19 protein-coding genes and 1 tRNA gene are annotated in these 21,187 nt (G+C 58.4%); 13 read left to right on the forward strand and 7 right to left on the reverse strand.

Going from position 1 to position 21,187, the window contains the following annotated elements:
* The first annotated feature begins 416 nt into the window (after positions 1–416).
* Complete coding sequence (locus tag FCH38_RS22495; RefSeq protein ID WP_174375232.1) at positions 417–1,757, forward strand: flagellin; 1,341 nt, start codon at positions 417–419, stop codon at positions 1,755–1,757.
* Positions 1,758–2,013: 256 nt separating this feature from the next.
* Positions 2,014–3,351, forward strand: a complete 1,338-nt coding sequence (locus FCH38_RS22500; protein ID WP_153513166.1) for a flagellin — start codon at positions 2,014–2,016, stop codon at positions 3,349–3,351.
* Positions 3,352–3,573: 222 nt separating this feature from the next.
* On the opposite strand, the gene FCH38_RS22505 is transcribed toward FCH38_RS22500, so the two are convergent.
* A tRNA-Thr gene (locus tag FCH38_RS22505) sits at positions 3,574–3,648 on the reverse strand.
* A 155-nt stretch (positions 3,649–3,803) separates the two neighbouring features.
* Between FCH38_RS22505 and FCH38_RS22510 the strand changes: the two genes are divergently transcribed.
* The 10 genes from FCH38_RS22510 to FCH38_RS22555 all read left to right on the forward strand — a co-directional run bounded on the left by FCH38_RS22510 (position 3,804) and on the right by FCH38_RS22555 (position 10,657).
* Positions 3,804–4,070: a hypothetical protein gene (locus tag FCH38_RS22510; protein WP_153513165.1), complete on the forward strand. Its 267-nt coding sequence runs from the start codon at positions 3,804–3,806 to the stop codon at positions 4,068–4,070.
* A 101-nt stretch (positions 4,071–4,171) separates the two neighbouring features.
* Positions 4,172–5,464: a UDP-N-acetylglucosamine 1-carboxyvinyltransferase gene (murA, locus tag FCH38_RS22515; protein WP_174375233.1), complete on the forward strand. Its 1,293-nt coding sequence runs from the start codon at positions 4,172–4,174 to the stop codon at positions 5,462–5,464.
* Positions 5,465–5,579: 115 nt separating this feature from the next.
* Positions 5,580–6,020: a DUF2948 family protein gene (locus FCH38_RS22520; RefSeq protein WP_046800569.1), complete on the forward strand. Its 441-nt coding sequence runs from the start codon at positions 5,580–5,582 to the stop codon at positions 6,018–6,020.
* A 133-nt stretch (positions 6,021–6,153) separates the two neighbouring features.
* Positions 6,154–7,452: a histidinol dehydrogenase gene (hisD, locus tag FCH38_RS22525; protein WP_174375234.1), complete on the forward strand. Its 1,299-nt coding sequence runs from the start codon at positions 6,154–6,156 to the stop codon at positions 7,450–7,452.
* Positions 7,453–7,455: 3 nt separating this feature from the next.
* A complete protein-coding gene (locus tag FCH38_RS22530; protein ID WP_003493818.1) occupies positions 7,456–7,929 on the forward strand; it encodes a UPF0262 family protein in 474 nt (157 codons plus the stop codon).
* Between the two features lie 2 nt (positions 7,930–7,931).
* Entirely contained in the window at positions 7,932–8,420 is a 489-nt protein-coding gene (locus FCH38_RS22535) for a low molecular weight phosphatase family protein (protein ID WP_149898551.1), read from the forward strand.
* 144 nt (positions 8,421–8,564) lie between these two features.
* Positions 8,565–8,783: a translation initiation factor IF-1 gene (gene infA, locus FCH38_RS22540; RefSeq protein WP_004432473.1), complete on the forward strand. Its 219-nt coding sequence runs from the start codon at positions 8,565–8,567 to the stop codon at positions 8,781–8,783.
* 33 nt (positions 8,784–8,816) lie between these two features.
* Positions 8,817–9,440 (forward strand): Maf-like protein, encoded by a 624-nt coding sequence (locus tag FCH38_RS22545; protein ID WP_149898550.1) that lies wholly within the window; start codon positions 8,817–8,819, stop codon positions 9,438–9,440.
* Between the two features lie 3 nt (positions 9,441–9,443).
* A complete protein-coding gene (gene yacG, locus FCH38_RS22550; RefSeq protein ID WP_153513162.1) occupies positions 9,444–9,671 on the forward strand; it encodes a DNA gyrase inhibitor YacG in 228 nt (75 codons plus the stop codon).
* Between the two features lie 149 nt (positions 9,672–9,820).
* Complete coding sequence (locus FCH38_RS22555; protein WP_174375235.1) at positions 9,821–10,657, forward strand: DUF6030 family protein; 837 nt, start codon at positions 9,821–9,823, stop codon at positions 10,655–10,657.
* A 12-nt stretch (positions 10,658–10,669) separates the two neighbouring features.
* On the opposite strand, the gene galE is transcribed toward FCH38_RS22555, so the two are convergent.
* From galE to mscL, 3 genes are all read right to left on the reverse strand, one after another.
* Positions 10,670–11,701, reverse strand: coding sequence for a UDP-glucose 4-epimerase GalE (galE, locus tag FCH38_RS22560; RefSeq protein ID WP_174375236.1), 1,032 nt, complete (start codon positions 11,699–11,701; stop codon positions 10,670–10,672).
* 325 nt (positions 11,702–12,026) lie between these two features.
* Positions 12,027–13,193 (reverse strand): pyridoxal phosphate-dependent aminotransferase, encoded by a 1,167-nt coding sequence (locus FCH38_RS22565; protein WP_174375237.1) that lies wholly within the window; start codon positions 13,191–13,193, stop codon positions 12,027–12,029.
* Between the two features lie 154 nt (positions 13,194–13,347).
* Entirely contained in the window at positions 13,348–13,776 is a 429-nt protein-coding gene (mscL, locus tag FCH38_RS22570) for a large conductance mechanosensitive channel protein MscL (protein WP_142841089.1), read from the reverse strand.
* 219 nt (positions 13,777–13,995) lie between these two features.
* On the opposite strand from mscL, the gene FCH38_RS22575 reads away from it, so the two are divergent.
* Positions 13,996–17,505: a PAS-domain containing protein gene (locus FCH38_RS22575; protein ID WP_174375238.1), complete on the forward strand. Its 3,510-nt coding sequence runs from the start codon at positions 13,996–13,998 to the stop codon at positions 17,503–17,505.
* A 55-nt stretch (positions 17,506–17,560) separates the two neighbouring features.
* Here the strand turns inward: FCH38_RS22575 and FCH38_RS22580 are convergent, their stop codons facing one another.
* From FCH38_RS22580 to visN, 3 genes are all read right to left on the reverse strand, one after another.
* Complete coding sequence (locus FCH38_RS22580) at positions 17,561–19,408, reverse strand: methyl-accepting chemotaxis protein (protein ID WP_174375239.1); 1,848 nt, start codon at positions 19,406–19,408, stop codon at positions 17,561–17,563.
* A 157-nt stretch (positions 19,409–19,565) separates the two neighbouring features.
* Positions 19,566–20,267, reverse strand: coding sequence for a transcriptional regulator VisR (gene visR / locus FCH38_RS22585; RefSeq protein ID WP_174375240.1), 702 nt, complete (start codon positions 20,265–20,267; stop codon positions 19,566–19,568).
* 53 nt (positions 20,268–20,320) lie between these two features.
* On the reverse strand, positions 20,321–21,052 hold the full coding sequence (gene visN, locus FCH38_RS22590) for a transcriptional regulator VisN (RefSeq protein WP_174375241.1): 732 nt from the start codon (positions 21,050–21,052) through the stop codon (positions 20,321–20,323).
* Positions 21,053–21,187: the final 135 nt, after the last annotated feature.

Raw genomic sequence — 21,187 nt, forward strand, 5'->3', positions numbered from 1 at the left:
AAAAAGGAAGCCGCGCCTCGAGCGCGGCTTTTTTCGTTCACCATCCCCTCGAAAGGAACTGAAGTTCGCTAGTCTGCCGTTTTTTCGTCGACGGCAAAATTGAGCGCACCTCGAGATTATGCAATTGAAAAACTGGCGAAGCATCAGCCACAGCGTATCGCCATTTCGAACGCCGCATCCGGAGACGGGTGCGGTCATATTATTTTTAACTTTTTTAGATGATTTACACGTAAAAATTTTACCTTATGCTTTTTACTACTTTAAGTATTTATTAACCATGAAGCAGTTAGCTAGAGCCATCGAAACGGCGAGCTAACCTTTAAAAATCAGCTGGTTAGCAGGCATGACGCTGCGCGCCGTTCCCGGTGAGACCGGAATGTCCCTTTTCTAATCAGCCATTCAAGGGGCAATTTATTATGACCAGCATTTTGACAAACGTTGCAGCCATGTCTGCACTCCAGACCCTGCGTTCTATCGGCCAGAACATGGAAGCCACCCAGGACCGCGTGTCCTCCGGCCAGCGCGTCGGCGAAGCTTCCGACAACGCCGCATACTGGTCGATCGCGACCACCATGCGTTCCGACAATGGCGCGCTTTCCGCCGTACAGGACGCGCTCGGCCTCGGCGCCGCCAAGGTTGATACTGCCTATTCCGGCATGGAATCCTCCATCGACGTCGTCAAGGAAATCAAGAACAAGCTGGTTGCCGCCCGCGAACCCGGCGTCGACAAGTCCAAGATCCAGGAAGAAATTGCCCAGCTGCAGGATCAGCTGAAGTCGATTTCCAGCTCCTCGTCCTTCTCCGGCGAAAACTGGCTGCAGGCGAAGATCAGCGATGGCACGGGCAACCTGGCCAACGTCACCAAGCAGGTCGTTGGCTCATTTATCCGTGACTCCGGTGGGAACGTGTCCGTCAAGACGATCAATGTCGCACTGACTGCCGACACCGTCCTGTTCGATACGTCTTCTGGTGCCGCAAAAGACAAGCAAGGCATTCTCGATTCCTATGCATATTATTCCAAGTCCGGCACCTACGATCTCTTCAAACTGACAGCCGGTGCCACTGCTGCTGCGGCAACGACCAAGGTCGTAGCAGCCGAGACCTATACTGAAGCGCAGCTGAAGGGCAGTTCCCCTGGAAATGGCGCTGCTACCGCCAACTATGAAGTGATGGCAAACGGCCTGGCGGTCATCAAAAACGCAGCCGCGGGCTCCCCGATTGCTGCTACAGGTACATACCTGAAGATTGGCGACGACAAATATGTCAAGATCGTTTCTGCCGCTGCCGGCGCACCCGCCACCACCGATGGTCCAACGGCTCCAATCGTAAACACCTCAATTGGCTCTGTCGGCGGCGTCGCCGTATACCTCGATCAGGGCGCTGCGGCCACTGCGGACCTACTCGCTTATTCCCTGACGTCGCTCGACATCACCAAGGATCTCGCCGGCCCGACCGGTGTGACCCTGACTGCCGAGCAGGCTCTGGATGCCATGGTTTCCTTCGTGGACAAACAGCTCCAGAGTATGATCTCGGCCTCCGCCGACCTCGGCTCGGTCAAGATGCGTATCGAACTGCAGGAAAACTTCGTCAACAAGCTGACCGACTCGCTTGACAAGGGCATCGGCCGTCTCGTGGACGCTGAAATGAACGAAGAATCCACTCGCCTCAAGGCTCTTCAGACCCAGCAGCAGCTGGCTGTTCAGGCGCTGTCGATCGCCAACAACGACTCGCAGAGCATTCTCTCGCTCTTCCGTTAATCGCAAGCGACATCAAAAAAGGAAGCCGCGCCTTGAGCGCGGCTTTTTTCGTTATGGTTAAGCGAAATTATTATTTCCTAATTTTTATTAATAGCAATTTAGGCTTTGTTAACCATTCGCCGCCTAAAACCTAGTCATCGAAACGATTGGTTAACCAAGACGAAAAAGAGGTTAACAGGCATCAAGCCGCTCGATCGTTCCCGGCGGCAATCCGGAATGTCCCTTTTCATTTAAGCCAATCAAGGGGCAAATAATTATGACCAGCATTTTGACGAACGTCGCGGCAATGGCCGCCCTTCAGACCCTTCGCGCCATCGGCAGCAACATGGAAGAAACGCAGTCGCGTGTCTCTTCCGGCCTGCGCGTCAAGACCGCATCCGACAACGCCGCCTACTGGTCGATCGCGACCACCATGCGTTCCGACAATGGCGCGCTTTCCGCCGTACAGGACGCCCTCGGCCTCGGCGCCGCCAAGGTCGACACCGCTTATTCCGCCATGGAAACCACCGTCGATGTCGTCAAGGAAATCAGCAAGAAGCTGGTTGCCGCCCGCGAAGCAGGCGTCGACAAGGCCAAGATCCAGGAAGAAATCCGCCAGCTTCAGGACCAGCTGAAGAGCATCGGCGAATCCGCCTCCTTCTCCGGCGAAAACTGGCTGAAGGGCAAGATCAGCGACGCTTCCGGCAACCTGACGCCGGTCACCAAACAGATCGTCGGTTCCTTCGTCCGTGATGGCGCAGGTAACGTCGCCGTCAAGACCATCAACATTCAGGTCGACAACAAGACCGCGCTTTTCGATACGTCGACCGGCGCGACGAAAAACGGCATTCTCGACAGCTCTGCTTATTACTCCGACACAGGTGTTCTGCGTGAATTCGAAATCACGACCACAACGCCCGCCGGTGCTGCGACAACCACGCCATATACCGCAAAAGTATTTACCCAAGCTCAGCTTCTGGGTTTCCCATCCGGCACGACAACCACGGTTTCCGCTGCAGACGCAACAACCGGCCTCGTAACCGTTGCTGCGGCAACAACCGCAAAAAACAACGGTACCTACTTCAAGATCGGTGAAAACGCCGCGGGCGAAGCACTTTACGTGAAGGCTAACAATACGGTGCCAACACCTGCAGGCACGACGGTGACGACGATCGGCACCGGTGGCTCCTCCAACAACAATATCTATCTCGAAACCGCTGCGGCAACGTCGCAGATGGCCCAGAAGCTCGACTACTCGCTGATCGATCTCGACATCACCAAGGACCTCAGCGGGCTGACGGATGCCAAAGGCCAGCCGCTGACGGAGAATGACGGTCTCGACAACATGATCCAGTTCGTCAACACGAAGCTGGAGTCGCTTATCAGCGCAAGCGCCGATCTCGGCTCCATCAAGATGCGCCTCGATCTGCAGGAAGACTTCGTCTCGAAGCTGACTGACTCCATCGACAAAGGCATCGGCCGCCTCGTTGACGCCGACATGAACGAAGAATCCACCCGGCTCAAGGCTCTCCAGACGCAGCAGCAACTGGCCATCCAGTCACTCTCCATCGCCAATACCAGCTCCGAAAATATCCTGTCGCTATTCCGCCAGTAAGCGGCGCCCGTTGGCTACGGGCGGTTTCGTCCCGCTCTGGCAGCAACAGAATATTCGGATATGGAAACCGCGCTTCGCAAGAGGCGCGGTTTTCCGTTCGCCTGGATTTCTGTTCTCCAAGGCGTCCACGGAGCGCTTGAGAAAGTGCGCAAGCAGCGCGCGCGGCAGACCAATGCCGGCGGCTCGGGCAAGTGCGTAAGATTTTGAATTTATGGGAGAAAATGGTGCTGCTAGAGAGATTTGAACTCTCGGCCTCTCCCTTACCAAGGGAGTGCTCTACCCCTGAGCTATAGCAGCATCCGGTGCCGAAGCGTTTGCTTCAGCATCAAGCGTGGCGGCCTATTGCCATAGGTTTTTGACGAGCGCAAGTCGCAAAACGATATTCTTCATCAAGCGGGGCAAAAAAGCGTGCCCCCTGTTGAAAAACGCATTTTTCGGATATTGCTGAATTTATGAACGAACATCATGACAAACAGGCGAAGGCAACGGTTTGCGCGGGCGCTGTCGCAGAATCGTCCGCCGTGGCGGCGACCGGTGGCCAGCAGGCTGGGCCGGGCGAAAAGGCACGGCAGCGCGAGGCGGAACGCAAGGCGCGGGCGGCCAAGAAGCTTCGTGAAAACCTTCTGAAGCGCAAACAGCAGGTTCGTGCGCGCCGCGCCGGCGATGCGGACGATACAATCGGTCTGCCTGCCGCAAAAACGGACGAATCATCCTCATAGAGAATTCACCAGCATAAAATTGAAACGCCGCGGAAATTCGTCTAAGGACGCGCCTTTCCGCAAGGCATGATAAGAAAGGCGGGCACAGGCCCGTAGGACGCATGGATCGCATCAGAATTACGGGTGGCAACAAGCTAAACGGCATCATTCCCATCTCCGGCGCAAAAAACGCCGCCTTGCCGTTGATGATCGCATCGCTTCTGACCAGCGACACGCTGACGCTTGAAAACGTGCCGCATCTGGCCGACGTTGAGCAGCTCATCCGTATTCTCGGCAATCATGGCGTCGATATTTCCGTCAATGGCCGCCGCGAAAGCCAGGGCGAAGCCTATTCCCGCACCGTGCACTTCACCTGCCGCACTGTTGTGGACACCACGGCACCCTATGAGCTGGTTTCCAAGATGCGCGCCAGCTTCTGGGTCATCGGCCCGCTGCTTGCCCGTGAAGGCCGCGCCCGCGTTTCCCTGCCGGGCGGCTGCGCCATCGGCACACGTCCGGTCGATCTGTTCATCGAGGGCCTGCAGGCGCTCGGTGCGACGATGGAGATCGACGGCGGTTACATCAACGCCACTGCCCCCAAGGGCGGCCTGATCGGCGCGGTTTATACCTTCCCGAAAGTCTCCGTTGGTGCAACGCATGTGATGCTGATGGCAGCGAGCCTTGCCCGCGGCACGACAGTCATTCACAACGCGGCCCGCGAGCCGGAAGTGGTCGATCTGGCGCAGTGCCTGACGGCCATGGGCGCGAAGATCGAAGGCGCCGGCACCTCCACCATCACCATCGAGGGCGTCACCTCGCTCTCCGGCGCGCGCCACCGGGTGCTGCCTGATCGTATCGAGACCGGCACTTATGCCATGGCGGTTGCCATGGCCGGCGGTGACGTGGTGCTGGAAGGCACCCGCTCTTCGCTGCTGGACAACGCGCTGGACACGCTGCGGCTTGCCGGCGTGTCGATCAGCGACACGGAGACCGGTCTTCGCGTCGTGCGCAACGGCAACGGCATCCAGCCGGTCGATATCGTCACCGAGCCCTTCCCCGGCTTCCCCACCGATCTGCAGGCGCAGTTCATGGCGCTGATGACCCGCTCGCAGGGCGTTTCCCACATCACCGAAACCATCTTCGAAAACCGCTTCATGCATGTGCAGGAACTGGCCCGTCTCGGCGCGAAGATTTCGCTGTCCGGCCAGATGGCCCGCATCGAGGGTGTCTCCCGCCTGAAGGGCGCGCCCGTCATGGCGACCGATCTGCGCGCCTCGGTATCGCTGGTCATTGCCGGCCTGGTGGCGGAAGGCGAGACCATGGTGTCGCGCGTCTACCATCTTGATCGCGGCTTCGAGCGTCTGGAAGAAAAGCTCACCCGCTGCGGTGCATTGGTCGAGCGCGTTAGCGATTGATCCTTTCATTGCCGCTCATCCGTTTCCTACCCGTTGCAGAGCGGGCCTCGACTGCCTATTTCCAGTACAAGAAATAGACATTGCGGCCCGTGGCCCGCGGAAAAGGAAGAAAAAGATGAGCGGCCTGAAATTGCTCGCGCTGGATACTGAAGATCTCTCCGTCATCTCGACGCATATGCAGGACAGCGTCTTCAAGCTGAAAGACGTTGCCTTCGAGCCGAAGCATGGCCAGTTCACGCTTTCCGCCAATCGTTTCGTGTGGGAAAGCGCCGACAAGAAGAACCTGCCGCCGGAGCGCTGCCGCAGCGTCGTTTTCCTCAAGCGGGTCTCGGCCGTCCGCTCATATGGTATCAACCGCACCGATAAGGAACAGGTCCTGTCGCTTCTCGCCATCCGCTTCGTGCAGAATGGCGAAGGACCTGATGGAGCCGTTGAACTGACGCTTTCGGGCGGTGGGGCGATTGCGCTCGACGTCGAATGCATCGAGGCGCAGTTGACCGATGTGAGCGGCGCCTGGGAAACCGCCGCCAAACCGCATCATCCCGATAGCGAATAAACACTCCACACCGTCGCAACGGTTGCCTTTCGTGACCGTTTCGATTTATGCCACATACCTGAGCCGCGATTATTGCGCGGCGAGTTCGTGAACCTCGCGGCATCGTCCGCGGGGACAATGAAAGGGTAATGGCGTGGCAATCTGGCTGGAGCAGGCATCGGCTGATTTCGAACAGAAATTCGCAGCCTTCCTGACAACCAAGAGGGAAGTTTCCGAAGACGTCAATGCGACGGTTCGCGACATCATCAACGATGTCCGTCAGCGCGGCGATGCGGCCCTTGCCCATTATTCCCAGAAATTCGACGGCCTCGATTTTACCAAGGTGTCGATGCGGGTAACGGCGGATGAAATCGATGCCGCCTATTCGGCGGTCGACAAAAACATCATCGAAGCCCTAGAACTCGCGGCCCGGCGCATTGAAAAACACCATGCGCGGCAGATGCCGAAGGACGACATCTACGAAGACGATATTGGTGTGGGTCTCGGCTCGCGCTGGACGGCCATCGAGGCTGTCGGCCTTTATGTGCCCGGTGGTACCGCCAGCTACCCCAGCTCTGTCCTGATGAATGCCGTACCGGCAAAGGTCGCTGGCGTGGAGCGCATCGTCATGGTCGTGCCGGCCAATGGCGGGGTGATAAACCCCGCGGTTCTTGCTGCGGCGCGTATCGCCGGTGTTGAGGAAATCTATCGCATCGGTGGCGCGCAGGCCGTCGCAGCCCTTGCCTATGGCACGGAAACCATCGCGCCGGTCGCCAAGATCGTCGGCCCCGGCAATGCGTATGTGGCTGCCGCCAAACGGCAGGTCTTCGGCACTGTTGGTATCGACATGATCGCCGGACCGTCCGAAGTGCTCGTCATTGCCGACAGGGACAATGATCCCGACTGGCTGGCTGCGGATCTTCTGGCACAAGCGGAACATGATCGCGGCGCGCAATCCATCCTCATCACCGACAATGCCGAACTCGGTAAGGCGGTGGAAGCGGCCGTCGAGCGGCAGTTGAAGCGCCTGTCGCGCGCCGAGACGGCGGCAGCAAGCTGGGCCGATTTCGGCGCGATCATTCTGGTTGAAAAGCTCACCGACGCCATTCCGCTTGCCAACCGCATCGCCGCCGAACACCTAGAACTGGCCGTTGACGATCCGGACGCGTTGATGGCCCACATCCGCAATGCGGGCGCGATCTTCGTCGGGCGTCATACCCCGGAAGTGATCGGCGATTATGTCGGCGGCTCCAACCATGTTCTGCCGACAGCACGCTCGGCGCGTTTCTCCTCCGGGCTTTCGGTGCTGGACTTCGTCAAGCGCACCTCGATCCTGCGTCTCGGCCCCGAGCAGTTGCGCCAGCTTGCCCCGGCGGCAATCACCCTTGCCCGCTCGGAAGGGCTGGATGCGCATGCGCGTTCGGTCGCCATTCGCCTCAACCCGGAAAGTTAACAGATGGCTTCAGGCGATTTCCGGCTCTGCGACGTGGTTCTGGACGACAGCATCGGCCGGTCCACGCCTGATGTGGAGCATGAACGCGCCGTGGCCATTTTCGACCTGATCGAGGAAAATACCTTCGAGCCGTTTGGCCATGAGGGCGGGCCATACCGGCTGCATATTTCGCTTGTTGATGCCAAGCTGGTTTTTTCGATCAAGACCGAAGACGAGAAGGATGTCTCGACCCATATACTGTCGCTGACGCCGTTTCGCCGCATCATCAAGGATTATTTCCTGATCTGCGAGAGCTATTACGAGGCGATACGCTCCTCTACGCCGAGCCAGATCGAGGCGATCGACATGGGCCGGCGCGGCATTCACAATGACGGCTCGCAAACTTTGATGGACCGGCTTTCCGGCAAGATCAAGGTGGATTTCGACACGGCGCGCCGGCTCTTCACCCTTGTCTGCGTGCTTTATTGGCGGGGTTAGAAATGAGCAATCCTGCCGCAGCGCCAAATGAGGGACGAGCGCCGAAATCGGTCCTCTTCATGTGCGGCATGAACTCCATCCGTTCCCCCATGGCAGAAGTCATCGCCAAACGCCTGGTGGCGCCCGGCATCTATATACAGTCGGCCGGGGTCAAGGCTGGAGAGCGCGACCCCTTCGTGGATGCGGTGCTGGAGGAACAGGGATTTTCGCTCGGCAAGCACAGGCCGCGCACTTTGGACGAGATCGAGGATGATTTTTTCGATCTGATCATTACATTGACGCCCGAAGCCCATCATGCCGCGCTGGAACTGACGCGCTCGAATTCGCTCGATGTGGTCTATTGGCCGACCATGGACCCAACGGTGATAACAGGCACCCGCGAACAAATCCTCAATGCCTATCGCGAGGTGCGGGACCATCTTGCCAGGCTGATTGCGGAACGACTGCCGGGAAGGCCGCAGCCGGTGGCGGATACGGTTTCAAAAGAGTGAAAAACGCCCCTGCTTCGTGAAAATCGGTACTGATTTTCAAGCCGATGCTTTAGAGGTTCACAAATGTGCCGGGATTGTGTAGTTTCCGCGCAATTTTCCCGGACAGGACATGTCCGGCACTATCAACAGGAAGAAAACCCTTACATGACAAAAGAAGAAGTCCTTGAATTCCCGGGCATCGTAACCGAATTGCTGCCGAACGCAACATTCCGCGTGAAGCTTGAGAACGAACACGAAATCATCGCCCACACCGCCGGCCGCATGCGCAAGAACCGTATCCGCGTTCTGGCAGGCGACAAGGTGCTGGTTGAAATGACGCCTTACGACCTGACCAAGGGCCGCATCACCTATCGCTTCAAGTAATCCGTTTTCGGCATCGGACGCCCGGGCAGCGCAATGACAAACTCGAAACAAAAGCTCGTTCTGGCTTCCGGCTCACCGCGGCGTCTGGAACTGTTGCATCAGATCGGCATCGAGCCGGCACGCCTGATGCCGATGGATATCGACGAGACGCCCGCCAAGCTCGAGCATCCGCGCACGCTGTGTCGTCGTCTGTCGCTGCAGAAGGCTGAAGCGGCGCATGCCGCGCTCAAGGGCGAGCAGACGTGGAAGGACGCGTATGTTCTCGGGTCCGACACCGTCGTGGCCGTGGGCCGTCGTATCGTCGGCAAGGCGGAATATACCGAAGACGCCTCCGCATCGCTGCATCTTCTCTCCGGACGCAGCCATTGGGTCTATACCGGCATCTGCCTCGTGATCCCCGGCGGCAAAATCCGTCAGAAGGTGGTGGAAACCAAGGTGCGCTTCAAGCGCCTCTCGACGCGCGAGATCGATGCCTACATCGCGTCGGGGCAATGGCGCGGCAAAGCGGGCGCCTATGGCATTCAGGGCATTGCCGGCGCATTCGTGCAGAAACTGACCGGTTCCTACACCAACGTCGTGGGCCTGCCGCTTTACGAGACCATGTCACTTTTGTCCGGTGAAGGATTTGAGGTGACGTCGGGCTGGCTCGAAGGATAGACCATGGCAAAACCCTCCACCGAAGGCGCCGGAAACGTCACGCCGCTTCGTAAATCCCAGCCCTGCCCTGAATGCGGGCGGCCCTCGACGCGCGACGATTATCCATTTTGTTCGGATCGCTGCCGCTCGCTCGATCTCGCCCGCTGGCTGAATGGCTCCTACGCCATTCCGGTCGCAGACGATGAAAGCAGCGCCGGCGGGCAGGACACAGGTAAAAATACATCTGAATAACGTTACGCACCGCCGGAGATTCCGGCGGTGGATTGCATGATATTATTTTTGAGCTTCCACTTACATCTATATTCATAGGGCTGAAAACGGCCCGAAAATCCATATCAAAAAAGGCTGCCGCCCTGCCCCGGTAGCCATAGGGTCCTGCGATGGACGCAAGCCTGCAAAAAAGAGTAAGCCATGGCGCGTTGCTGTTTACAGTGCTGGCCGTCTGTCTGGCCATATTGGCGACGGTGCTGCTTGCCAATGACAAAAAACACCTCAGGAGCCTGCTGACCTATTTCAATCTGGCGCCTGCCATCTATTCCGCCGAGCCGCCGCCCAAAGTGAAACCTGTCAAACGGCAAAAGCTCGCCGCCAGGAAGGTCTATCTGCCGCCTCATCTACTGAAATTCGAGAAAGCTGGCGACAGGGCATCCTTCGCACGCGATTTCGTACTTTCAGGCAAGGACCTCTGTGACCGTTTCACCACCGAGGGTTTTTCCAACCTGGAGGGCTGGCACGCCAGCCCAGTGAATATCCGCAATTTCGAATGCATGGCCGATCTTGCCGAAGGGAATGCGGCAACGCCTGCAGAGCGGGCATCGCTGTTCCTTGAGATCAGGGGGGAGGCTTCTGGCGAGATCAAATCCATCCGAATGAAGGCCGTAGCGCCTGAGACGCCTGACGGCGCCGCCGTCAGGGTGAAGCTTGACGAGGCACTGGCCCTGATTATCGGGCAAACCCGCTGGGCTGACCTTGCCGCCATGCTTGAGCCGGCACGCGGGATGCAGGCCTATCAGGCGCAACATTTCGGCATTTCGGTCTCCGTCAAGCCGGAGCCGACCGCGCCGCATCGCATGAACGTGATTTTGCTCGCGAACGAACAGTCGTCGGGGCTGAAGCTAACGCGCCGTTTTTTTGACAGGGAGCGATGGCTGCCCGTCGCCAGCGCTTCGGATCGGCCTGTCGTCTATCCCTCCGTCAAGAAAAACAGTGCCCGCTGACGCGGAACCTGCTCAGCCTATCGCCGCCAGCTTGCGCCGGACCGGGGGGATTCTGCCGCTTTGCTGCGCCTGGCGCTTTGCTTCCCACTGAAGAGCAGTGCGAACGATGATCGCCAGATCGTTGAAACGCGGACGCCAACCCAACTCCAACTGAATACGGGTGGAATCCGCTACCATGGCCGCAATATCACCCGGCCGGCGCGGACAATGGATAACCGGGAAATCGTGCTCCGATTCCTGCCGCACCGCGTGCAGCACGTCCAGCACCGAATAACCGACGCCATAACCACAATTCAGGGTTCGAGTGCCGCCACCGGCGCGCAGATGCGCCATGGCCAGCATATGTGCATCGATGAGATCGCTGACGTGGATATAGTCGCGAACGCCCGTGCCGTCAGCGGTCGGATAGTCCGTTCCGTAGACCTCCACCCGATCCCTCCGGCCGGTTGCGGCCTCGCAGGCGACCTTGATGAGGTTTGCCACGCCCGTTGGCGAAGGTCCGGCGCGGCCCTGCGGGTCGGCTCCGGCGACATTGAAGTAACGCAGCGCCACATAGTTGAAATCATGCGCCTGCACGACGTCGCGCAGCATGATTTCAGAGGCGAGTTTCGACAGGCCATAGGGGTTTTCGGGGCTCAGGATCGCCGTTTCAGGCACCGGGCCATCAAAGGGCTGGTTTCCATAGACGGCGGCTGTCGACGAAAAGATGAAATTGCGAACGCCATGGGCGACCGCTGCCGCGACAAGGGCGCGGGTCGTGCCGGTGTTGTTTTCGTAATATTCCAGCGGCCGGCTGATCGATTCAGGAACGCTCAGGGAGCCGGCAAAGTGGAAAATGGTCTCGATCTGGTTTTCTTCGAAAATCTGGTCAAGCAAGGCGCGATCGGCCGCATCCCCCAGATAGAAGCGCGCAGCCGGCGCAACAGCCCAGCGAGACCCCGTGGAAAGCCGGTCGACAACAACGACCTCTTCCCCGGCATCGAGCAGCGCCCACACCATGTGGCTTCCTATGTAACCTGCTCCACCCGTGACCAGAACAGCCATGACTTTACTTCCCTGTTTGCTTTTCTTGAGCCCATCAAAGCCAATAATTCTTCATCATTGATTACTTGCACAGCAAATACGCGACCCAACCCTCAGCCCTCTGAAAAGGTGGCTTACGATTGGTTAGCGCAATGAAGTGCTTTTTATTTATTAGATGAAAATGTTCTCATAAAAGGAACAGAAGGCGCATATCACAGAAAAGCCCGCACGTCGATGGTTACGCCGTGGGGTTGTAGTTTTGGAGCTACACTGTGATTTTTTGAGCAATGCGCCTGTCGCGGTGGAATAGCAACGCGACAGGCAAACACTGTAGGAAGATCGAAACTTATCTGCTGAGGATGTAAGATGCCAGCCGGTCGGCCGCATCTTCAATCTGCTTTGGGTTGCGCAGGAAGCAGGCGCGCAGAAACAGTTCGCCCCCCGGGCCGAAGGCCGTGCCGGGTGCGAGGCCGACCCCGGTTTTATCGACAATATCAAACGCGGTAGCGCGGCTGTCCGTCACACCGTCAATCTTGAGGAAGGCATAAAGAGCGCCGTCGGGTTTAAGCGTTTCCACCCGGTTCGTTGCGATCAACGCATCGCAGAGAATATCGCGCGATGCCAAAGCGCGCTCGTAGTTTTGCTGGATGAAACCGTCGCCGTGGTCGAGAGCCGCAACTGCGCCGCGCTGCATGAATGGCGCCACGCCTGACGTGGAATATTGAATGAGGTTTTCGATGACCTGACCGATGGCCGGCGGCACGACAAGCCAGCCGACACGCCAGCCGGTCATGGACCAGTTCTTCGAGAAGGAATTGGCGAAGACGATCTTGTCGTCCGGCTCCATGATGTCGAGGAACGACGGGGCACGGGTGCCGGCATAGTGGTAAAGCGCATAAATCTCGTCCGCGACGATCCACAGATCGTGTTTGCGGGCAAGCGCGAGAACATCGCGGAGATTGTCGAGTGTTGCCGTCCAGCCGGTCGGGTTGGAAGGCGTGTTGATGAAAAGCGCCTTCGTCTTGCCGGTGATGGCGCTTTCCAGCCTGCCGATATCAAGATCCCAGCGACCGTCGCGGAAGTCGATGCCGACTGGAACCGCCTTTGCACCCGCCACACCGATGGCGGCGACGATGTTGGGCCAGGTTGGCGAGAGATACACCATCTCGTCGCCGGGCGAGGTCAGCGCCTGCACGGCAAGCACAATCGCCTGCATGCCGGAACCAGTAGCATAAAAATGCTCCGGCGGCAGCGACGCTGAGAAGTGCCGCTCATAATAACGGCTGAGCGCCTGACGCAGTTCTGGAATGCCGCGCTGCCATGTGTAGAAAGTCTCACCGTTGTTCAGTCCATCAATCGCACCCTGATTGATGAAGCCCGGGCTGGGCAGATCGCCTTCGCCAACCCAGAGCGGCAGGAGATTGTCCCGTCCCCGGGCATAGTTGACGAGTTCGACGATGCCGCTCTGCGGGGCCGCCAGAGAGCGTGCACTCAGACTGTTCAAGATGGACATTAAAGACACTCCGTTTGGTGCTTTCTAGCGCATCGAACGGGCCATATGCATGATATTCCGTGAGGCGAAGATGGATTTTCTTTATGGATCCATCCCCGGCAGGAGATTGCTGTCCGCGTGAGCCAGCAAAATCGGGCCGGGGATAATCTCGGTCTCAGCGAGTCTTGAGCAGATCGCGGATTTCGGTGAGAAGCTTGACATCTTCCGGCGGCGGAGCCGCTTCCGTCTTTTCCTCGGCCTTCTTTGTTTCGACCGAGGCACGAAGCCTGTTGACGCCCTTGACCATCAGGAAAATAATCCAGGCGAGAATGAGGAAGTTGATGAGAACGGTCAGAAAGTTGCCATAAGCAAAGACGGCACCCTGATCACGGGCAGCGGCAAGCGAGGGGGCGGTGACGCCCGAACTCAGCGGCAGGAAGTAGTTCGAGAAATCGAAGCCGCCGAAAATTGCGCCGACGATCGGCATGATGAGATCGTTGACGACGGAATCGACGATCTTGCTGAAAGCCGCACCGATGATGACACCGACGGCCAGATCCATGACATTGCCGCGGGCAATGAAGGTTTTAAATTCGTTTAGCATCCAGATTGTCCCTCTCTCCTGCTTCGAAAGCTGAAGCTATGTGACTGTCCCTACGCGCTCAACCATATAGATTCCCCTTCGCATTTGGAATTCGTCAAGATTGCATTTGTTAGCTTTTTTGCACGCTCGTCTTGAACTTTATGATCAGACCGCACTCATTCTCAACGGCATGGAATTCGCCTATGCTCATATCAGGGAATTCTTGCATGGGGAGGATGCGTGCTTCCTGGGTGGATCATATTCGGTTCGGCCTTCGCTTATGTCCTGCTGCTGTTTGCGGTTGCAAGCTTCGGGGATAGAAACAGCCGGAAAAGAAACGCCCCGAAAAAGGGGCGGCCGTTCGTTTATGCGCTCAGCCTGGCGATCTATTGCACCTCCTGGACCTATTTCGGCGGCGTCGGGCTTGCGGCGGACAAGGGGCTGGAGTTCCTGGGCATCTATACCGGGCCGATCCTTGCCTTCACCATCGGCATGCCGATCATTCGCCGCATCGTCGAGCTCGCCAAAACCGAGAAGCTGACATCGGTTGCGGATTTCATCGCCGCCCGTTACGGCAAGAACTCCACCGTGGCGATGATCGTCGCCATCATCGCGCTCGTTGGCGCCATTCCCTATATCGCCCTGCAGCTGAAAGCCGTTTCCAATTCGGTGGCGACGATGGTCGATCCCGGTGACTACGGCATCGGCAGCGGCAATCTCTATTTCCTCGATCTACCGCTGGTCGTCACCATCGTCATGGCCGGTTTCGCCGTCATGTTCGGGACCCGCCACACCGACGCGACAGAACATCAGGACGGGCTCATTCTGGCGATTTCGATGGAATCGCTGGTCAAGCTGGTCGCCATGTGCACCGTCGGCTTTTACGTGCTGTTCGTCCTTTTCGACGGGCCTGTGCATCTGTGGCGGCTCGCCACGGAGAATGAACAGGCCATGCGGGCCATATCCTATCACACGCCCGTCAGCCGCTGGATCGTCATGACCCTGCTGTCCGGCTTCGCCATCATCCTGCTGCCGCGCCAGTTCCACGTCACCGTGGTGGAAAACCGCACGCCGGAAGAGTTGCGCATGGCAGGTTTCCTGCTGCCGCTCTATCTCATCGCCATCAACATCTTTGTGCTGCCGATCGCGCTCGCCGGCATTCTGACGCTCGGCGCAAACGGCAGCGCCGATCTCTACGTCCTGCAACTGCCGCTTACGCATCAGATGCCGGTCGTATCCCTTATCACCTTCATCGGCGGATTTTCGGCGGCGACCGCAATGGTTATCGTTGCTTCGGTGGCGCTGTCGATCATGATTTCCAACGACATCGTCATGCCGATCTTTCTGCGGCAGAAGCTGTTGAACCGCTCGCCGCACCGGGACAATTTCGCCAAAACGCTGCTCAATATCCGCAGGACGGCGATCTTCGCGGTGATGCTGCTGGGTTATTTTTATTATCGCGCCGCCGACAGCGCGACGGGGCTTGCCTCCATCGGCTTCCTGGCATTCGCCGCCATCGCCCAGATGGCCCCTGCCCTTTTCGGCGGCCTGTTCTGGCGGCGCGCCAATGCCCGCGGCGCAATTGCCGGCCTCAGTTCAGGCTTTATTGTCTGGGCCTATCTGCTGTTTTTGCCGAGCTTCGGCGGGCCTGATAATTCCGAGGTGGCTGCGAATATTCTCGGTTTCCTGTTTTCCGGCAGCACCGTCTTCAACGGTCCCGAAGCCGATCCTTTCGTAAATGCGGTCATCCTCAGCCTCCTCGTCAACAGCATGGCCTTCGTGCTCGGCTCGCTGTCGCGCAACCCGCGTCCGGTGGAGCGCATCCAGTCGGGCATTTTCGTCAAGCGTCACTCGAAATCACAATTCGCCACGCGCGGCTGGAAAACCCGTGTCAGCGTCGGCGACCTCAAAAGCGCAATCGCCCGTTATCTCGGCGAAGAGCGCATGCTGCGTTCGCTCGCGACCTATGAGAAGACGGCGGGCCGGAAGCTCAATGACGACCAGCCGGCGGATATGGCGCTGATCCATTTTTCCGAACAATTGCTGGGCAGCGCCATCGGCTCCTCCTCGGCCCGCCTTGTGCTGTCGATCATTCTCCAGAAGGCGGAGGATACCAGCGCAGACACCGCCTGGCTGCTCGATCAGGCGAGCGAAGCTCTGCAATATAATCAGGACATGCTGCAAACGGCGCTGGCGCAGATGGATCAGGGCATCGCCGTTTTCGACAGCTCGCAGCAGCTGACCATCTGGAACCGGCGCTTCCGCACCCTGCTGGATCTGCCGGAACAATTCGGCCAGGTGGGCGTGCCGCTGACGGATATCGTCTCCATGCTGCAGGAGCGCGGCGACATGCCGGCCGGAGATACGGACGAGCTGATCACCAGTTTCCTGACCATGGACCTGCCCTTCTCGTTGGTGCTGGCCGGCGGTGAGCGCATTATCGAGGTGCGGTCCAACACCATGCCGGACAAAGGCATCGTCGCCACCTTCACCGACATTACGCAGCGGGTAGCGAGCGATCAGGCGCTGAAGCAGGCCAACGAGACGCTGGAGCAGCGAGTGGCGGAACGAACCGTCGAGCTTACCCGCGTCAACCGCGAACTGGCGGAGGCAAGGGCATCCGCCGACGAGGCGAATATCGGCAAGACACGGTTTTTCGCCGCCGCCGGTCACGACATTCTCCAGCCGCTCAATGCCGCGCGCCTCTATTCCTCCTCGCTTGTCGAACGGCTTGGCGCTTCGGGAGAAAGCGACCTCGTCCACAATATTGATTCAGCGCTGGAATCGGTCGAAACCATTCTCGGCGCTGTTCTCGATATTTCCCGCCTCGACACGGGTTCGATGAAGGCGCGCATGACATCGGTGCCGCTGAATGAGCTGCTGAAACGCATCGAAACCGATTTCGCACCGATGGCGCAGGAAAAGAACCTCGACCTCGTGGTCATGCCCACCTCGCTCACGGTCCGTTCCGACCCCAATCTCCTGCGGCGGCTGGTGCAAAATCTGGTGTCGAACGCCATCAAATATACGCTGAAAGGCAAGGTGGTGGTCGGTGCCCGCCGCCGGGGCGGCGAAGTCGTCATTCAGGTGACGGATTCCGGCATCGGCATTCCCGCATCCAAATTCCGCACCGTCTTCAAGGAATTCGCCCGGCTGGACGAGGGAGCAAAAACGGCCTCCGGCCTCGGGCTCGGCCTTTCCATCGTCGACCGGCTGTCGCGCATGCTGCACCATCCCGTGCAGCTGATTTCGACGCCCGGCAAGGGTACGACCTTCCGCATTCATCTGCCGCGTGAATCAGACCGCGTTGCGCCGGCCAAATCCGGCGGCGCGGTCAGCAATGCGGCGGCAAGCGACCGCCTTCAGGGGGTGCGTGTCCTGTGCATCGACAATGAGCCGAAAATCCTTGAGGGCATGACGCTGTTGCTGACGGGATGGGGCTGTGAGGTTCTGCCGGCAGGTTCGGTGGCAACTCTGGAAGAACCCTTCCTGAAACTCACCGCAGCACCGGATGTCATCATCGCCGACTACCATCTCGATGATGGTGACGGCATCAGCGCCATCCGCCTCATCCGGACTTTCTACGGCAAGTCGATCCCTGCCCTGCTGGTGACGGCGGATCGCAGTCCCGAAGTTCGCAGCGATGCCGAAAAATACGGTATTTCCGTTCAACACAAACCGGTCAAACCGGCGGCGCTGCGCGCCTATATCAACCAGGTCTCCAGCACGGCACGGGCAGCCGCGGAATAAAAAACTCCCGGACCTTGCGATCCGGGAGTTTTTTTGATTTTGCAAATTGGGGATATCAGGCGGCCCGGTTCAATCGATCCCTGCCCGCCGCCGAACCCTGCTCCATCTGGAAACGCTGGACGAGATCGAGCAAGGCCTCCACCTCGCCGGACAGCACCCGGCTCGCTGCACTCGATTGTTCGGCAAGGGCCGCATTCTGCTGCGTCATCTGGTCCATCTGGTTGACGGAACCGTTGACGTTGTGAAGCGCGGAAGACTGGTCCTGCGTTGCCGTTGCGATGGTTTCGACATGCTGGCTGACGGTGACGATCTGCTGGCTGATGGCGGAAAGAACCGTGCCCGCCTCCTGCACCAGTTTCGAGCCGGTGCCGACTTCGTGCGTCGACTGGTTGATGAGCTGCTTGATTTCACGCGCTGCGTCGGCGGAGCGTTGCGCCAGTTCACGCACTTCCTGCGCCACCACGGCAAAGCCCTTGCCCGCCTCACCCGCACGCGCCGCCTCGATGCCGGCGTTCAACGCGAGAAGATTGGTCTGGAAGGCGATATCGTCGATGACCTCGATGATCTGCTCGATCTTGCGTGAGGCGCCTTCGATGCGGCCCATGGCATCAACGGCATTGCTGACAACAGAGCCGGAACTGTCGGCGCTTTGCTTGGTAATGCGGACGGCCTCATTGGCCTCCCGCGCCCGCTCGGCCGACGATCTGACCGTCGCGGTGATTTCCTCGACGGCAGCTGCGGTTTCTTCCAGCGATGCCGCCTGATTTTCGGTGCGCTTCGACAGGTCAACCGAGGACTGCTCGATTTCAAAGCCGCTATGCTGGATGATCAGCGTCCGCTCACGGATCTGTCCCAGCGCATCGCGCAGGTTGAGCAGGGAACCGTTGAAATCCGTGCGCAGACGGTCCAGACGGCCGGCGAAAGGTGTCTCGATCGTACGGCTCAGATCGCCACGCGAGAGCCTGCCGAGACCGGATGCGATCTCGCTGACCGCGAATTCGATCTGGCTGTCCAGCTCCTGCTTTTCAGCGTCGTTACGATGGCGTTCGGATTCTGCCACGGAGCGTTCATCGGCGCTTCGTCCTTCGATGGCGAGTTTCTCAAGCGCGTTCTCGCGGAAGATCACCAGCGCGCGGGCAATGTTACCGAATTCGTTGGTGTTGGTGGCATAGGGGATTGGCGTTTCGAGATTACCCTCAGAAAGAGACTTCACCGCATCGGTCAGCTTACCCAGCGGCTGCAGCGTGCGCCTGATAACGAAATAGGCGAGCAGCCCGACACCGACCATGGCCAGCGCGCCGCAGATCAGCATCAGGTCGCGCAGGCCGAATATCTGGGCTTCGTAGACGGCCATGGGAACGCCGACGAAAAGAATGCCGACGGTGGCTCCGGTCTTGTTGGTAACTGGCATGTAACCGGTCATGTAATTGACGCCGAAAAGCGTGGCCGGACCGAAATATGCTTCGCCCTTGCTGACTTTTTCGAAAGCAGGATGATCGGTGGCAAGCTTGGTGCCTGCCGCCCGTTCGCCCTTCTCGTTTTTCAGATTGGTGGTGATACGGACATATTCACCGGCCTTGGTTTCAAAAATTGTGGCGATGCCGCCGTTTCCGGCCGCGGTGCGATCAACAAGGTCGTTATCGCGCAGCGTCCCGATACTGGCGCGGCTGACGCTCTTCAGCGGTCCATCACCCATGTCGAGGGTGACGCCACCGACCTTCATCTCGTAGAGGATCGCCATGCCGCGCATCGCACTGTTGGTATCGCGCAGCGCGGTGGTGATGATATTGTCCTTCAGGCGCATGTAGGTGGAAAAACCAACTGCCGCCACGCTGAGCATGATCAAGCCAATCGTCAGTGCGACGACCTTACTCGCAACGGTCTTAAAGAGCCGGTTGTGCATGAAACAGTTCCCCAAAGCCAAACCTGCGACAGTTCTAGTTGGCAACTGTTAAAAAACGCGAAATAAGGCACGTGAATCATGCCCCGTCGGCAGGAATACCACGGTCAACGACCCTTGAGATGGCCGGATTTGCAGGACGGGCAAACCCCGTCCGCAATCAATGGATATAGCCGAGCCGGATAGCCTTGGCGATTGCCTGAATACGGTTGACGGAATCGAGCTTGATCGTCGCGGAACCGAGATAGGCATTGACCGTGTGCACGGAAAGCCCGAGCTTGACCGCGATCTCTTCACTGATACGGCCGTCACCCGCCAGTTGCAGGCAGGCGATTTCCCTCTCGCTCAGTGCTTCCGAGGGTGCCGCCTTGCGCTCGTCGAGCGCCAGCATGTCCACCATGATCTCGCAGCATTTGATGTGCTGCTCGATGACGACCTCGTTGTCGAGGACGAGATTGGTGCCGCAGAAAACGATGTAACCATTGCCGATGGTGCCGAGCCGCACCGGCATGGCCAGCCCCGCATAGGGCAACGTGTCGTTTTCGATCCGGCGCAGCAACGCCGGAACATCCGGAAGATCGGCAAAGCCGCCGGCGTTCTTGTTGCGCCAGATAACCGGCAACAGCGACGTCTCGATATGATCGAGAAGAATATCACCGACCGCGCGGATGAACTGCGTGCTCTGCTCTGCGGCATTCATGCCCCAGTTTTCCAGCTCGCAGGTCATCTTCTTTTTGTTGGGGAAACCGGAAGCGGCAGCCTTCGTCACCACGAAATTTCGCGCGCCGACCAGCTTCTGCATGGCGACGAGCTTCGGAAACAGATCCGACCGGCTCGTTGCGACAGGAGTGCGGTAAAACATGCCCGTTTGACCTGTACCCTCATTGTCTTTCGTCTGTACCATCCGTCCGACCATTATACGAGGTTGTTGCGCACGGCGTAGGCAATTGCCTCCGAGCGGGTTTTTGTCGCGGTTTTACGCATCACGCTTGTAATGTAATTATTGATCGTATTGCGCGAAATGCCAAGGATCATCGCAATTTCGTCGCTTGTCTTGCCTTCTGCAATCCAGAACAGGCATTCGAGCTCGCGCTCGGTAAGATCGATATCACGCACAGGCTTTGCTTCGCTGGCGATGCCGAAACTGATGCAATAACCTGTTAGCAGGGCGATTTCGCGCAGACGCTCCGGTGAAGGAACAACGTGTTCGGGAAACAGCAGCAGGAGGGAAAGCCGGATGCGGCCTACGCAGAAGGACAGTGCGGAATATTGCCGGTCGATACCGTAGGGAACAGAAACGTCGTCAGGAAGAAACAATAATCGTGGCCGCAGAAGCGAAAGGCATTTTTCCATTTCGCTCGATCTGTTCTGGCTGTTCGTCAGTTCAATACCCAGCCTGCGTACCAGATCGAAAGGCCAGTCGGATGTGACGATGAATTTCAGCCCGGTTTCTTCGAGAAGATCATCCCGCGCCAGCAGATAATGCGAGGCGCCGGCGTAAGTTACAAGCAGATCCAGTGCACCTGCAACGTTACCGGCAGCGGCCGTGGCTGCGACATTTTTGGCAAGCTGGTCGCGCGGCAAGGGCTTACCCATGCCCTCCATAGGCTTGGCAGACAGCCTGCGGATATCAACATCGACTTTCAATCGCCTACGCCCTCTTGCTCCCAACGGGAGATTATACCTCGGGATGGAATCATTCCATTCAAGAAGCTTACCAAAACGGAATGGCGCGCCCCCGGAGACCGAATCATTTCATTTTATGGAACCGACCGGAATTTG

This window comes from Agrobacterium tumefaciens (assembly GCF_013337285.1).
Lineage (GTDB): Bacteria > Pseudomonadota > Alphaproteobacteria > Rhizobiales > Rhizobiaceae > Agrobacterium > Agrobacterium burrii.